The 15327-nt window shown below is 55.3% G+C and carries 12 protein-coding genes and 1 pseudogene; 5 read left to right on the plus strand and 8 right to left on the minus strand.

Going from position 1 to position 15327, the window contains the following annotated elements:
- Positions 1 to 265: 265 nt before the first annotated feature.
- The 4 genes from SYN7336_RS10700 to SYN7336_RS10715 all read right to left on the minus strand — a co-directional run bounded on the left by SYN7336_RS10700 (position 266) and on the right by SYN7336_RS10715 (position 4517).
- Positions 266 to 1393, minus strand: a complete 1128-nt coding sequence (locus SYN7336_RS10700; RefSeq protein WP_017325935.1) for an Mrp/NBP35 family ATP-binding protein — start codon at positions 1391 to 1393, stop codon at positions 266 to 268.
- Complete coding sequence (locus tag SYN7336_RS10705) at positions 1393 to 2346, minus strand: HEAT repeat domain-containing protein (RefSeq protein WP_017325936.1); 954 nt, start codon at positions 2344 to 2346, stop codon at positions 1393 to 1395. Before SYN7336_RS10705 ends, SYN7336_RS10700 begins: the two co-directional genes overlap by 1 nt.
- A gap of 181 nt (positions 2347 to 2527) precedes the next feature.
- Positions 2528 to 2755, minus strand: coding sequence for a ferredoxin family protein (locus tag SYN7336_RS10710; protein ID WP_017325937.1), 228 nt, complete (start codon positions 2753 to 2755; stop codon positions 2528 to 2530).
- Between the two features lie 52 nt (positions 2756 to 2807).
- Positions 2808 to 4517: a fumarate reductase/succinate dehydrogenase flavoprotein subunit gene (locus SYN7336_RS10715; RefSeq protein WP_156820112.1), complete on the minus strand. Its 1710-nt coding sequence runs from the start codon at positions 4515 to 4517 to the stop codon at positions 2808 to 2810.
- Between the two features lie 221 nt (positions 4518 to 4738).
- Here SYN7336_RS10715 and SYN7336_RS10725 point away from each other — a divergent pair, with 221 nt between their 5' ends.
- On the plus strand, positions 4739 to 6751 hold the full coding sequence (locus tag SYN7336_RS10725; protein WP_017325939.1) for a LysR substrate-binding domain-containing protein: 2013 nt from the start codon (positions 4739 to 4741) through the stop codon (positions 6749 to 6751).
- Positions 6752 to 7024: 273 nt separating this feature from the next.
- Here the strand turns inward: SYN7336_RS10725 and SYN7336_RS25410 are convergent, their stop codons facing one another.
- Positions 7025 to 7222, minus strand: coding sequence for a hypothetical protein (locus SYN7336_RS25410; RefSeq protein WP_038025897.1), 198 nt, complete (start codon positions 7220 to 7222; stop codon positions 7025 to 7027).
- Here SYN7336_RS25410 and SYN7336_RS10730 point away from each other — a divergent pair.
- The 3 genes from SYN7336_RS10730 to SYN7336_RS27935 all read left to right on the plus strand — a co-directional run bounded on the left by SYN7336_RS10730 (position 7209) and on the right by SYN7336_RS27935 (position 12147).
- Positions 7209 to 7907: a methyl-accepting chemotaxis protein gene (locus SYN7336_RS10730; RefSeq protein ID WP_017325940.1), complete on the plus strand. Its 699-nt coding sequence runs from the start codon at positions 7209 to 7211 to the stop codon at positions 7905 to 7907. The two genes, SYN7336_RS25410 and SYN7336_RS10730, sit on opposite strands and share 14 nt — an antisense overlap.
- A gap of 94 nt (positions 7908 to 8001) precedes the next feature.
- Positions 8002 to 11469 carry a hybrid sensor histidine kinase/response regulator gene (locus tag SYN7336_RS10735; RefSeq protein WP_017325941.1) on the plus strand — a complete coding sequence of 1156 codons (3468 nt, stop codon included), beginning with the start codon at positions 8002 to 8004 and terminating at the stop codon, positions 11467 to 11469.
- 12 nt (positions 11470 to 11481) lie between these two features.
- The gene (locus tag SYN7336_RS27935; protein WP_017325942.1) at positions 11482 to 12147 is read left to right on the plus strand and encodes a chemotaxis protein CheW; all 666 of its coding nucleotides are present in this window, start codon (positions 11482 to 11484) and stop codon (positions 12145 to 12147) included.
- A gap of 140 nt (positions 12148 to 12287) precedes the next feature.
- Here the strand turns inward: SYN7336_RS27935 and SYN7336_RS32280 are convergent.
- Positions 12288 to 12530, minus strand: a pseudogene (locus SYN7336_RS32280) (cytosolic protein); the annotation flags it as partial.
- Between the two features lie 142 nt (positions 12531 to 12672).
- On the opposite strand from SYN7336_RS32280, the gene SYN7336_RS32285 reads away from it, so the two are divergent.
- Complete coding sequence (locus tag SYN7336_RS32285) at positions 12673 to 12843, plus strand: hypothetical protein (RefSeq protein WP_156820113.1); 171 nt, start codon at positions 12673 to 12675, stop codon at positions 12841 to 12843.
- Between the two features lie 229 nt (positions 12844 to 13072).
- On the opposite strand, the gene SYN7336_RS10750 is transcribed toward SYN7336_RS32285, so the two are convergent.
- Together SYN7336_RS10750 and SYN7336_RS10755 are read right to left on the minus strand one after the other, a co-directional pair.
- On the minus strand, positions 13073 to 14236 hold the full coding sequence (locus SYN7336_RS10750; protein ID WP_017325944.1) for a GuaB3 family IMP dehydrogenase-related protein: 1164 nt from the start codon (positions 14234 to 14236) through the stop codon (positions 13073 to 13075).
- Between the two features lie 122 nt (positions 14237 to 14358).
- A complete protein-coding gene (locus SYN7336_RS10755) occupies positions 14359 to 15321 on the minus strand; it encodes an alpha/beta fold hydrolase (RefSeq protein ID WP_227498639.1) in 963 nt (320 codons plus the stop codon).
- Between the last annotated feature and the right edge of the window lie 6 nt (positions 15322 to 15327).

Here is a 15327-nt window from a genome sequence, read left to right on the forward strand (position 1 = left end):
TTTTGGGTATATCCTCAAAGCTACAGTGTTCGAGTCAGGTGCGATCTATGTATATCTTGCCAGCACATTTATTCATTTTTTTTGATAAATATTCAGTATTTCAGGGCTGACTTTCTCGGATAAATTTAGATTGTTTGTCGATCGAACGTTATAAATAGTCGCGATCTTTAAGAATTCCTCACTTTGCAGCACTACCTCAGTTTTCCTGCCAGAACCGAGCCAGATCGGGCATTGCCACAATCTCCACACTCCGACTCAGGAATATCTAAAACAGTTGACTGGTCGATCGCATACAGGTGCTCAACTCGCGATCGCCCCCTACTCCCCCGTCGCCAAAAGTCGCAATCAACCCCGCAGCTATGCCTGCAAACACTTCTGCTATCTCAGACTCGGGCTCCAGCAAGGGCATCGGCTGACCCACATCACCCTGCTGGCAAATACGCGGATCGAGAGGGACTTGTCCCAAAAGTGGAGCCTGTAATTCCGTTGCTAATTGCTCCCCGCCACCACTGCCAAATACTGACAGGCGATCGCCATTCTCCAGTTGCAGGTAGCTCATGTTTTCCACCACCCCCAACACCGGCACCCCCACATTGCGGAACATGTGAATGCTGCGGCGAACATCCCCCAAGGCCACCTGCTGCGGCGTCGTCACCAAGACAGCGCCAGCAATCGGACTTTCTTGCACGATGGTGATTTGCGCATCGCCAGTGCCGGGAGGCAAGTCAATTAACAGGTAATCAAGCTCCCCCCACTCAACATCGTGAATGAATTGAGTGATAATTTTGTGCAAGACGGGACCGCGCCAAGCGAGCGGGTGCTCGGGCTCGGCCAACAATCCCACAGACATTACCTCAATGCCAAACGCTTCTAAGGGTTGGAAACGCTGTCCCTCAGGCGTTTCTGTTACTGTCACATCCGATCGCCCCAACCCCAACATCTGAGGCACGTTCGGACCATAGATATCCGCATCCAACAAACCAACTTTTGCCCCCTTCAAGCTCAGCGCCACAGCTAAATTGACCGCCGTGGTCGATTTGCCCACTCCCCCTTTGCCGCTGGAGATTGCCAGGGTTGTGCGCACGCCAGGAATCGAACAGAGCTGAACGTACCCTTTTTTGCACCAAGGCAAGGAATTCAACGCTGCCAGCACGCGAGCTTCTAAATACTGTTGATGGGCTCCGATATACAAGCGCACCGAAACGTAATCCTCGACGATGCGAAGATTGCGCACCATGCCCAAACTGACGATGTCTTTGCCCAAATTGGGCTCCACAATGCCCTTGAGGCTGGCGATCGCCTCTCGCTCGCGAGTGACGTTCTGTGGGGGCGGAGTATCGGCGCGATCTGAGGGCTCGCTGGCTGCGCGGAAGGGAGAAGAATGCTCGGCCATTAAACCTCGGCTCCTGCTTTTTCAATCTGGTCGATCGCCCGTTGGGAGAAGATGCGCACGTCGGCATCGGGATCGTCCAATGTCTGTTGGAGGGAATTGAGCACGGCAGGATTGCCCAAGTTACCCAGGGCGATCGCGGCATCGCGGCGCACATCTGAATATTCGTCCGCCAGAGCGTTGACCAAGACAGGAATGGAGCTGTCATCAGAGACCTGTTGCAAGGCCCGAGCCGCGAACTTGCGCACTTGCCAATGTTCGTCCTGCATAGCTGCGTTCAGAGCGGGAACCGATTCAACGGGTTTGAGCATCGCTAAGGATTGAGCGGCATTTCGCCTCACCTGCCAATCTTTGTCTTCTACGAGAGCCCGATTCAATAACTCGACGACTGTTCCATCCGCTAAATAACTCAAAGTCAGTGCGGTTTCGCGACGGACAGAGGGCGATGGGTCTTGCATCAACCCCAGAGCAGGCGGACAGGTGGTCACTTGGTTGAGATATCGCAGCGTTGTCACTGCTGCTTCTCGCAACTCCTCCCGCTCGGATGCAAACAACGGCAGCACGTAGGGCAAGGCTTGAATGTCATGAATCTTCCGCAGCAGAATTGTGATGTTTAGCCGCATGTAGAAGTCGTCTTGGTGGAGGGCATCCAATAGCAGTAGGAGATCGTCTGGAATTACCAGTTCTTTTAATGCACCCAAGGCTTCAGAGCGAACGCTTTCATCCGGCGAACCCAAGCAAGCAATCAAGGGACGAACGGCCCGATGGTTGGCCATTTCCCACAATGTCGTCACGACCAGCTTTTGGACCCCCACATTCTTGTCAGAGAGCGCCTCAATTAAGGGATCGAGGGCTTCTTCATCCCCCAGATGTTGCAGCATTTTGACGGCTACGAGGCGATCGCTTTCATCCGGCGATCGCAGCATTTCAACCCATTGCTCCAGTTCGCTATCCATACTCAAGGTTGTCCTCTAAATTTAAATCGCTATATTCGCCCCCTAAATCTCCCATTCTGGGGGAGTTGACAACGGCGATTGGCTTTGTCTGCAGATATCTGAGGGGATTGTAGACTATCTCGCACAAGTCCCCCACTGGTGGGGGATTTAGGGGGCCGAGTGCAACATCTAACAGCCAATATCAGCGCAGCAAAAAAGGAATCTGCACCGTAATCGCGTCCACCGGACATTCCTTCTCGCAGGGCAAACAAAACCAGCATTCGTCATACTTCATATAAGCCTTACCGGTTTCGGGATTTTTCACCAACACGTCCAGCGGACAGACCTCGATACAAGCCGTACATTTTTCCAAACATTTGGATTCATCCACAATCACCGGAACATCCACACGCTGTGTTGTTAAAGCCATTCGCTCGTTGTCTCCTTACATCAGTTCAAATCGCGGGCTGTGCAAAAATCCATCATGCTTCGATCGCGACATCGTAGGTCTCGCGCTCCAGATCCACATCCACCACATAGGGTTCAATCGGAGCTTTAGCGATCGCCATCCTGCCAGACTCGTCTTTTTTGAGATGGGTATGGCAAAACCATTCCTCGTTGTTTTTCTCTGGATAATCCACTCGGTAGTGGTAGAGTCCCCAACGGCTTTCCTTGCGAAACAGAGAGGCACGGGCCGCCATTTCGGCACAATCGCGAATGGCATGAACCTCCATACAACGCATCAATTCGTGGGGATCGCGCGCCCCCATCAAGTCCAGGGTGGAGTGGTAATTGACGAATTTGTCTAAGGCAATCTCCATCTTGTGGGTGTTTTTCGGCGGTTGCAGATAGTCATTCACAAACCGCCGCAATTTGTACTCCACCTGAGTGTGGGGAATGCCGTCCGGTTGATTCAGGGGACGATAGACCCGCTCCATTTCGGCGGCAATAAAGTCGGGGTCCGGCTCCACATGGGGTAAATCGCGGCAATAGTCGATCGCATTCGTGCCAGCAATTCGACCGAAGACAAACGCGCCAATCATATAGTTGTGGGGCACAGAAGCCATATCTCCGGCGGCATACAAGCCGGGAACCGTGGTCGCCGCTTTGGCATCCACGCGCACCCCAGAGGCACTGTGCCCGCTGCACAGACCGATCTCCGAAATCTCCATCTCGACGCCGTGGCTGCGGTAGTTTTCCCCTCTGCCCTCGTGGAACCGTTCTCGACTGGGCCGTTCGTTCGCCCACAGGATGGTTTCGATTTCGGAGATGGTATCTTCGTCGAGGTGGTTCAACTTGAGACTAATCGGCCCGCGACCGGAATTCAGCTCTTTCCAAATTTCCAGCATCATCTGGCCGCTCCAGTAGTCGCAGCTGACGAAGCGGTTGCCCTCCGCATTGGCGGTATAGGCTCCAAAGGGACCGGCAACATAAGCACAGGCGGGTCCGTTGTAGTCCTTAATCAGGGGATTGATTTGGAAGCACTCGATATTGCTCAGCTCTGCCCCGGCATGGTAGGCCATTGCATAGCCATCGCCCGCGTTTGTGGGATTTTCATAGGTGCCGTAGAGATAGCCCGATTGAGGTAACCCCAGACGACCGCAGGCTCCCGTCGAAAGAATGACGGCTTTTGCCTGAATGATCGCGAAATCGCCATTGCGCACATCCAGCCCCGTCACGCCGATAGCTCGGCCTTCGCGCACCATGACGCGAGTGGCCATGACGCGATTGGTGACGCGAGCTTTGTGGCGCTTGACCTCGCGGGTCAAGATTTTCTTCAAATCTTTGCCTTCCGGCATGGGCAACACATATTTCCCCACCCGGTGGACTTGCTTGAGGTCGTAGTTGCCGTAAGCGTCTTTCTGAAACTTGACCCCCCAGCTATCTAATTCCTGAATCACCTCGTAGCCGAGCTTGCCCGTCTGATAGACCACCTCCTGGTTGAGGATGCCGTCGTTGGCGATGGTGATTTCGCGCACATACTGCTCGGGGGTGGAATTGCCGGGGATGACCGCCGTGTTGACCCCATCCATGCCCATCGCGATCGCGCCACTGCGGCGAATATTCGCTTTTTCCAGAATGAGAACATCGGCTGCGGGATTGGCCTGCTTAGCCTTAATCGCGGCCATCGTCCCGGCTGTACCGCCTCCAACGACAAGAACGTCTGTTGTCAGAGTCTGAGTGCTCGCCATAGACATTTCTCCTGGCAGGAAGGGTTTATAACGGTGGCAATTAAATGCGATCGCAGCGCACGGGCAGGCTGTGCCAGAGCAATGCGCTCGAACTGAAAATCAACTTTTGCCAACTCGATTTAGACATCCTTATTTTAAGTGAGCCAATTTAACCTGGATAGCCTCGATGCATTGCAAGTTGAAATCCATCAATAACGTATTTCAATGGGAAGAAAAATCAGATGGAAATTTATCAACTGAAAGTCTTTTCACAAGTGGCCCACTACTTAAGTTTTACAGAAGCTGCAAATTCTCTAAATCTGACCCAGCCAGCCGTGAGTGCCAAAATTAAGTCGCTCGAATCCGAAATTGGGGCGGCTTTGTTCTATCGCTTGGGCCGAACAGTTCAATTGACTGAAATCGGACAGTTTTTGCTGGATGAATCCCAGTCACTCATCGAGCAAGAAGTGCAACTCTGCCACAAGCTCGAACAGTACAAACAACGAGGCGGCGGCACCCTCAAAATTGCTTGTTCTCCCGCGATCGCCTCTGGCTGGTTACCGGCATCAATCTTTCGATATCGGCAGAGCTATCCAGATATAGCAGTTAAATTACAAATCTGTCAGTCAGTGCGAGAGATCTATGACGCGATCGCCAGTGGAAATGTCAATCTCGGGGTTTCTGAAGTTGATTTTAGCGAAGGGGGTCAGATCGCCTGTCAGCCTATTGCTGAGATACAATACTGTGCCTTTGTCGCTAGCGATTCAGTTTGGGCTCGACAGGATTGCCTCAGTTTGCGCGATGCGATCGGCCTACCTTGGGTATTGGGGAGAGAAGATTTTGTTGGCCGCTCGGTGTTTGAGGCTCGGGTCTCTGAATTGGGGTTGGGCTTAGATGACCTAGCGAGGGTCGAGACGGTCGAGACCACTAGTCTCATGCGAGCCTATATTTTAGAGGGGGGATACCTGGGGTTTGCTTCGAATTTAGAGTTTCGATCGGAGGTTGAATCGGGTTGTCTGAAAATAATTCCCCTGCACGAGTTTTCCCTTCCAGCCGGAATTTACCTCGCCCTGCCCGATCGCATTCAAAAAATTATTGAAGCAGCCGATCGCACCCCCCGCAGACAAAATCGAATTGCCAGCCCGACCCAAAAATTGCTCCAACTCTTGGAGGATTTTCCTCAAAAGACACCAACTTTTTGGCAAGATCGCTCGAACTCGGCCAGTCTTCGACCCAAACTGCGATCGCCTCGATTCTCCATCTCAATTCGCCCCCAAAAAGATATCGCGACCCTACCCATTCGCATCGGCATTCAAAATCAAACGTTGCCAACCGCAACAGCAGGGTTGGCGATGCAAAAGCTGGGACTGCTAGAACATTACTTGCCGCGATCGGGTCGCTATGCTGCACCTGAGTTCGATATCCAATGGCAGAATTTTGCCACGGGTACCCCGATTGTGGATGGTTTGCATTCCAGCCAACTCGACATTGGCATTTTGGGAGACTATCCGTTACTGCTCAGTGCCGCTCGCAATGCTGCTGTGGCAGAGACTCAGGAGCGCACGGTGTTGGTGGGCTTTGTGGCGATCAATCCAGATGGGTGCCGCAATGCGGCGATTGTTCCCCACCGCTCAAATTTGACCGACATTGACGATTTGCGCGGGCAACGTCTAGCCGTTCCTGACGGTTCCGCTGCCCACGGCATGGCAATTCGGGTCTTGCACCAAATGGGGCTGCTGTCTGAAGTGGATCTGCTGCCCGTTCGAGATGGGTTGCGCCAGATGTCGGTGGGTGCCGAAAGGGCGATCGCCGGTTACGTTCATTTCTCTCCGTTCCACGAACTGGCCTTGGAGAACGCCAATTTTCGCTATCTGTTTGATGGCAATCTGAACGGCTTACCCGCTTTCTACGGCGTGGTGGCTCGAAGTTCCTTCGCCCGCACTTATCCAGAGCTAGTGGTGAGTTACTTGCAGGGCTTGATGGCCGCCCAACATTGGCTAACGACGGTTGCTGCAGCAATGCCATTACTCAGTCAGTGGACCGATAATTCGTTACATCTCGTCTCCCATATTCTGGGCACTCGCCCATCTCTAGACTCGCCCGGTCTATATTTTCCCGATCTGCAGATTCGCTCGGATTGGATTGCAGCACATATCGATCGCTACCAGTCGGTCCCGAACGGCACCCTCCTGGCAGACATTCAGCTCGGCGACTGGATACAGTCCGAGTTTTTAGCTGCCGCACAACGGAATTGAGGCATTCGGGGGTATGTGAATTCAGATTGGCTCAGTAGCAGCGCACACTACCAAAATGATTGATAAACCTCATCCATGTTGAGACCTGGAGTTTTCAGGCATTGCACTCAGCCCCCTAAATCCCCCACCAGTGGGGGACTTGTGAGAGTCTGTTGGCTTCGTTCTACAACTTGAATGACCGCGATTGGCCGGTTCGTCTTCCCAGTCTCCAAACCCCAGCTAGCACTGTCGTCAAGTCCCCCAGAATGGGGGATTTAGCGATTATCTTAATTGTCAACCACTTGTCCCCATTAGAGTTTGGCCGGGTAAGGGAGCCGCTCCAATGGACTGAAGGGGTTTCAGGCGATGTTCGGTAGAGCCGAGATGATTCCCGTCCACAATTTTGGCTCGAAACCCGGGTAGTAATTCCGGTAACTGAGTCCCTAGATTCTCAATCGCTGCAGTCAGGGACTCAGCAATGGTAGTGTCCAAACTGGCCTCCCAAACGGCAGATGAAGGGGGCGAAGCGATGGACCGCACAGTAGACAGCATTATGACCCTGCGGGAAACGGTGGCAGGAACCGCCAAGAAGGTGAAGCGATTGGGTGAAGCCTCTCAGCGCATTTCTAAGGTGGTCGTGCTGATTAACGAAATCGCCCTGAAGACGAACCTACTGGCAGTCAACGCTTCGATTGAGGCAGCCCGAGCGGGCGCTGAAGGTCAGGGTTTCGCAGTGGTTGCAGAACAGGTGGGTGCCCTGGCCGACCAGTCTGCCACGGCGACCAAAGAAATCGAGCAGATTGTGGAAGCGATTCAGATTGAAACTGGGGAGGTGGTGGACGCGATGGAAACCGGTACTGCCCAGGTGGTCGAAGGGACGAAGTTGGTAGAAAACGCCAAAGACAGTCTCGAACGAATTCAGGAGGTGTCTCGCCAAATCGACGCGCTATTGCAGTCAATCTCCACTGAAACTATCTCGCAGGCTGAAACCTCAAAGGCGGTGAGTGCGCTCATGCAGGCGATCGCCAAAACCTCCGAAGTCACCTCCCAGTCTTCGCGCCAAGTTTCTGAATCTCTGCAAGAAACGGTGCAGATTAGCGAGGAATTGGCCGGGGTTGTGGGCACCTTCAAGGTCGGCGAACAAACAACTAGTCCTCCCCAAACCGCCCTCGTATAAGCCCGCTTGCGCTGGCGGCAGACCCTTTGCCGCCAGCGGTCAGGAGATTTTCTGCTGCCGACGCCTTTCAGTTGTGCCTTATCGGATTTAGATCGTGACTTACGAAGATAGCGAGCGCGAAGCCCGACTCCAGTTTCTCGACGAAGCGCGAGACTATATCGATACCATCGAAACCAACCTGCTGGGGCTTGCCTCTGGCGCGATCGATACCCAACGGCTCGATGCTGTCTTGCGAGCTGCCCACTCCATCAAAGGGGGAGCCGGTTTGATGCGGTATGCTCCCCTCAGCCAGCTGGCCCACCGACTGGAGGATTTCTTTAAGATTCTGCGTTTGGGCAAAAGCGATGTGGCCCTCGACGCCGAGCTCGAAAGCCTATTTTTAGATACGGTGGATTTGCTGCGGCAGGTCAGCGACCGGCACCGTCAAGCGATGCCAGTGAGCAAAGACTGGCAAGCCACCCACATCCAGCCCGTGCTGGGGAAACTGCACGATCGCCTCGGCGAGCTCAACCCCGAGGACGAAACGGCCCTTCTCTCCGAAGCGGAGGGAGAAGACCTTCAGGCCGTCCTCTTTCAAGGGGAGGTGGGCCGCATCGTCGAACAGTTGGAGTTGGACCTCAGTACACCCGGAAAACCCTGCCTGTTGGAAGATGTCATCGCGATCGCCGACGAGTTGGGCGAGTTGGGCGAGGTCTTGCAGATGGAGAGCTTCGCTCAACTGTGCGCTTCCATTGGCCAGCAGTTGCGATTGCAGCCCGAGCGGCTGGACGAGATTGCTCGTGCCGCCCTGGAGGCATGGCAGCGATCGCTCGCTTTGGTGATGGTGGGCCAAGTGGAACACATGCCCGCGCAACTGACCCTTGCACCGGTATCGATTCCCAGCAGTCCGACTGCTGTTGCCCCAGCGGAGAATTTTGCTTCAATCGCTGCCGAGCTTGACTCCACTTCGGCCTCACTGTTGGCAGATTCTCCCCCCCAAGCCGATGGAGCCGATCTCGATTCAGATGCCCTGCATTTTTCTGCCTTATTTGAAGCCTCTCGCGCGCAAGAGGAGAGTCCCGAGCTGACACAAGCCGAGGACGTCGAGGAGCGTGACGATCGCCTGACTGATGAATTGGCAGGGATTTTCGACTCCGCCATACCCGAGTTGACGGATAGCGAGCAGATCGATTTGGCAGATTTGCCCTTCCCCGCAGTCGAGCCTGTCAGTGCTGGAGCCGAGATTCCCGAGTCGGTTTCCATCGCCGAGGAAGCGGAGATCGCTGGGGACGATCCCGATGGCAGCCTTCCCGAGCCGGAATCGATCGATCTTGCTGAACTGGAAAATCTGGCCCAGCTCCAGGGCATCGACTTCGACGACTTACAAATCGAGCTAGAGGGTGCCCTACCTGCAGCAGAGTTCTCGCTGACATCGGAGCCTGACAGTTTTGAACCCACTGCCGACCGGGGCCCTGCTTCAGCCCTCTCAAACCAGGCAATGGCGGCATCTGTCCCAGCCTCCAGTCCCACATCCGAGGTTCGGGATATCACCGTGCGCGTTCCGGTGAAATATCTGGAACAGTTGAACAATTTGCTGGGCAAGTTGGCGATCGAACGCAATGCCCTCAGCCTCAATCTGGAATCCCTTCACGATCTTGTTTACACCATGCGATCGCGGGTTCATACTCTAGAACAGTCCAATTCGCTGCTCCGTACCTTCTACGATCGAACCGCGTCGGCAACCCCGGTCTCGACATCCCACCTCCTCGCCCCTGCCAACGGTAACGGTAAGAGCAAGAACAACAGTAAAGGCAGCAGCAGCGGCGATCGTACCATCCTCACAACACCTCTATCGGCCCTCGGTGGCGACATGTCTGCCATAGAACGCTTCGATGCCCTGGAGATGGATCGCTATACCGACCTGCACCTCCTCTCTCAGACGCACATGGAGACCATCGTTCAAATTCAAGAAGTCGCTGCCGATCTGGAATTGCACTTGAACGAGACCTCCCAAACCACCATCGATCTGAATCAGACCGCCAAACAACTCCAGACCCAAATGACCCAAACGCGGATGCGGCCCCTCTCGGATTTGGTCAGTCGCTTCCCCCGCGCAGTACGCGATTTATCGCTTCAGTTTGGCAAACAGGTCAACCTGATAGTCTCCGGCGAGTCTACCTTGATGGAACGCTCTATGCTGGAGTGCTTGAGCGATCCGCTCATGCATCTGCTGCGCAATGCCTTCGACCACGGCATTGAAGACCCCGCCACCCGACAAGCCGCTGGCAAGCCCTCCCAGGGCACGATCGAAATTCGTGCTGCCCACCAGGGCAACAGCACGGTCATTACCCTGCGAGATGACGGCAGAGGCATCGATGTCGAAAAACTGCGCGCTCGGGCTCGCGAGCTGGCGCTCGATAGCACCTCGCTCGATCGCGCCAGTCAGGCCGATCTGCTCGACTTGATCTTCGAGCCCGGGTTTAGCACCGCCGCCAAGGTCACCCAACTCTCGGGCCGTGGCGTGGGTATGGATGTGGTCCGCACCAATTTGCGACAGGTGCGCGGCGAGGTTGCTGTGGAAACCGAAGTCGGGGTCGGTACGACCTTCACCATTCGCGTACCCCTCACCCTGACCATCTTCCGAGTCTTGCTGGTCGAAACCGCTGGCCTCACCCTCGGCATTCCCACGAATGCGGTAGAAGAAGTCGTGCTGCTCGAGGAGGGAGCTATCCGCACGGCCAACCAGCGGGAAGTGCTCGATTGGGAGGGCTTTATGGTGCCCCTGATTCGTGTCGATCGCAGCTTGGAGTTTCGCAGTGCGCGCCAAGCGAGCGAGACTCGCATGAATGCTAAAATTTCCGAGCCTATTGTGCTGATGATTAGCCAGGGCAATGATTTGACTGGTCTCGTGTTCGATCGCTTTTGGGGCGAACGAGAAATCGCTATCCGTCCTGTGGAAGGCCCGATCCAGCTTCCCCAAGGCTTTACGAGCTGCACCATTCTCGGCGACGGCCAGGTCGTCCCCCTCGCCGACCCCATGCAACTGTTAGAGCAGATTGCCAGCCGCGATCGGGTTGCCAATCGCCCGGACGAGGCATTTGAGACCTCGACTGCTGCGCTCTTCACCGAGGCTGTCGCCGCTGTCTCCAACGCCACCCCTCCAGTTCGTCTGGAGGCTGTACCCCAAAAGAGAACGGTGATGGCGATCGACGATTCCATTAACGTGCGCCGCTTCTTGGCAATTACTCTGGAGCGAGCGGGATACCGCGTCGAACAGGCTAAAGACGGTCAAGAGGCGATCGAAAAACTGCTCGGCGGCCTGACCGTTGACGCCGCCATCTGCGATATCGAGATGCCTCGACTGGACGGTTATGGCGTCCTCGCCCGCGTCCGCGCCACCGCCGAACTGGCAAATCTCCCCATTCTCATGCTGACCTCTCGCAGCGGCGATAAGCACCGCAGACTGGCCATGAATCTCGGCGCTTCGGCCTACTTCTCCAAGCCTTATAACGAACAAGAACTCCTCCGCACCCTCGAACAGTCGATCGAGCAAAACTCGCGGACATTACGGACCACCCACTAACAGGCGCAGGCAATGGCAGCGATCTCTCCCATCCAACAGCGTCGGGCGCGCACGCGCCAAGCTGTGGCAACCCGACAAGTCATCGCCTTCCCTCTACGGGGGGAATGGTTTGCCCTGCCGATCGAGTCGGTGCGGCAAGTGGTTCCCCTCGGCAAAGTCTACGACGATCCGAAGGGAACGGGTCTCAGCCTTACCGTCTGTCGGAATCGCGAACTGACCGTCGTCGATATTGGCCATCGCCTGTTTGGCGATCGCCCGCAAACGCTCCCGCTACAGTCTTCTGTCAAGACCTCTACCCGACGGGTCGCAACAACTGCTAGCTTGCCTGATGTCCTCAATTTGCGCAACTCTACGCCACCGTTTCCCCAAGCCACTCCGACTGTGGGAGCAACTGCAGTAGCAACCAAATCGAACGATCTCGCCTCGACCCAACGGTTTTTAATCGTCATTCAAAGCGCTAATGGCGAACAAGTCGGTCTACCGATCGATCGGCCACCTGCTGTTAAACGCATTCCCATCCAGACGTTCGTCCCCATCCCTGCCACCTATGCTGCCTCCGACAACGTGCGCTGCATCAGTTCGATGATGGTGCAAGCCGATGGCGAACCGCCTATGTTTGCCATCGATCCCGAGCAACTGGTTGCCGAGGTTTCCTCCGGCCTCCTGGCTTCTCGATAAACTTCATCTGGGCGATCGACACCTGAGGCGTTTTCTTCGTAAGAATTTACCGGCTGGAGAACCTTTGGGCCAAGTCTTCGGCAAGTTGTTCGAGCGAGATAGCGCTTAGGACTGAATCGAGTACCTCTTCTAGCTGCACTATGGATGAGAATCCACAGGTCCTGTCCGTCGAGCAACCAGACCCGGACCAGTTTGTCGGCATAGCGACGGCCCAGTTGGGCATCGCGAACGACTTGCTGTAATTCTTTGTCGAGAAATTCGTAGGGACGGGACCAGTCGATTTGGGCATGAGCGGCGGGGAAGAAGAACTGGAGACAGGGCTCGAAATAAAGCTCTAGCACTTCTTTCCAGGGAGTATCGAAGTCTGCTCGGGGTGAGGTCATGTCTAGGACGAACTACAATATCCCACACACCCTACCCCACCGGCAGTGTAAGGTCGAGGCTACATCGAACCCAGGTTTTCCAGATCTTGCCTGAAAAACGCAGGTTTTTAACGCGGACGAGGTTTAGAGTGATGGGGTTGGATTGCAGCCATCCAATTCGCAGCACAGTCTCGATAATGAGGAACTGACCAGCATGCTCGCACTGCTCGATCGCCCTGTCACAACAATGGCTGCGGTAGCAGTCACCATCGCTGGATGTGCCCTATTTCGGTTTACCGAGCGAGCTCTATCTGAGTGCCTTCAGCCCGTTTAGACATGCCCCCTGCCGAGCAACTGCACGACAAAAGAAAGGGATTCACAACTCCCAAGATGTTGCAAACCCCTTCCAGCCTTTGAGGAGCTTTGCTCCTCAGGTTCACTGTCAGCTCAACCAGACCATGTTTAAAGCTGCAATGAAGGCTTCATGAAGATTCTATGAAGCCAAACCCAAATTGCCTACCGTATAAATACGGCGTCGATAACAGAATCATGGGTCACAGGGGTTATTTGCCCATGCCCAACTGCTGAGCCTTCTGATAGACCTTCCCTTCTGTCAGCAGTGACGGAGCAATCACCACATCCACCTGCTGCATTTCTTGAATCGTCTTCGCTCCCAGCGTACTCATACTGGTCTGCAGCGCTCCCAACAGATTTTGGGTGCCGTCATCCAATTTGGCCGGACCGCGCAAAATCTCCGCAATCGTACCCGTGGTGCCCACTCGAATGCGGGTTCCCCGAGGCAACAGCGGGCTCGGCGTCGCCATACCCCAGTGATAATCGCGACCGGGAGCCTCTAGAGCGCGGGCGATCGGAGACCCAATCATGACGGCATCGGCACCGCAGGCAATGCACTTGCAAATATCTCCCCCCGTAATCAACCCGCCATCTGCGATGACCGGTACGTAGCGACCGGACTCTGCCTCGTAATCTGCCCGAGCCGCCGCACAGTCTGCCACTGCCGTTGCCTGAGGCACCCCCACTCCCAAGACGCCGCGAGAGGTACAAGCTGCACCGGGGCCAATGCCCACCAACACAGCAGCAGCCCCAGCTCGCATCAGCTCCAGTGCGACCTCATAGGTAACGCAGTTGCCGATCGCCACCGGAATCGGCATCTCACTGCAAAACTTGGCCAGATCCAGCGCTCGCATACCTTCTGGAGCCGTGTGGTCGGTAGACACCACCGTTGCCTGCACGAAATACATATCGCCGCCGGCTTCGGCGACTAAAGGGCCGTACTTGGCTGCATTGACAGGCGTAGAACTGGCCGCTGCAATGCCCCCTTGCTGCTCGATCTCGCGAATGCGCTGCTGAATCAGTTCTGGCTGGACGGGCTCGCTATATAAGTGCTGCATCAGCGGCACAAACTCAGTTGGGCCGACACTGGCAATTTTGTCCAGAATTGGTTCGGGGTCTGGGTAGCGGGTTTGGATGCCATCTAGGTTCAGAACTCCAAATGCCCCCAACTCCGATAGGAGCACCGCCATGCGGACGTCCACCACGCCATCCATTGCGCTGGCAATAATGGGTACCTCTCGCTCGATGCCCCCAATTGTCCAGCGGGTATCGACAACATTCGGGTCGAGGGTGCGGCTGCCGGGAGAGAGTGCAATTTCGTCGAAACCGTAAGCACGACGGGCTGTTTTGCCGCGACCTAATTGAATATCCACGTTGGTGAAGAGTCCTTAGCTGCTGGTAGTCATACAAGGGTATCAAAGCGATTTTCAGGGTGTCAAAACAAAGAGAGACAGCTAAACTGAGTTTTGCCAGAAATTGAAAGCGATTGCACCTGTCAGGCAATTGTTTGGATAAAAGGCGTAATTGACCTCACAAAGTCTCGGGTATTTTCGTAAGGCAAGACATTCCGTCCCGGCACGATCGCCCCTTGGCTGTGGGGCAAGCAGGTCAGGTACGTTGTCAGCCGCTCGCGGGCAGTCTCGGGGCGACTGTTGCGATCGATGCTGGAGGCAGCTTCTCCAAACACCACATAGGTAGGTTGCTGAATTTGCCGTAACTGGGGCTCGTAGTTCTGTCGCCAAAACCCGGCCAGGAACGCGAATACGGCATAGCGCGATCGCATCTGTTGCGAACCGGCTTCTAGCATGGCCAGCCACTCGTCATCCACACCGTCCTGACTGGCAAACAGCTTGCGTTGAGAAAACGACTGTAAAAACTGTTCGCGGCGGGCGTAGCGGTAAAAAGCATTCCCCAGCGGCGAATCGAATAGACGCCAACTCAAATTTTGCTGCCACTGCGGCGTTTCGCGCGTCACGATGGACCAGGCGGGCGGTCCCGACAGGACCAAACCGCGCACCCAATCGCGAGCTTCGGGTAAGGCTGTCAGCTCGATCGCCACCGGTAGCAATGCCCCCTGCACCACCAGCACGACCGGCTGCTTTACCACCACTTGTAAAAAGGACAAGAGCTGCTGGGCCCAGTCCGCCGGTCGATAGGGGCGCTGCGGCATATCGCAGCCGCCACAACCCAGTAGGTCGGGGTTGTAAATGGGACGGCTGGACTCCTGCTGTTGCCAAGCGGCGCAGAAGCGATGCCAAAACGGGCGCGCTAAGCCCACCCCAATGGGATGCACGAGTAATAGTGCTGGCAAGCGTTTGTCACCTGCAGGGGGCTGGTAGGCTTCAAACGTACATTGATAGCCCTGCCACTGATACCTGCCAGTTTGGGGCTCTTGGGGTTTAGCGAAGGGTGGGGAGGCAAAGGCCGACATCGGTAGCGCGTAAAGAACTGCTCTCAATACGGT

Origin of the sequence: Synechococcus sp. PCC 7336 (assembly GCF_000332275.1) — a bacterium.
Taxonomy (GTDB): domain Bacteria; phylum Cyanobacteriota; class Cyanobacteriia; order Thermostichales; family PCC-7336; genus PCC-7336.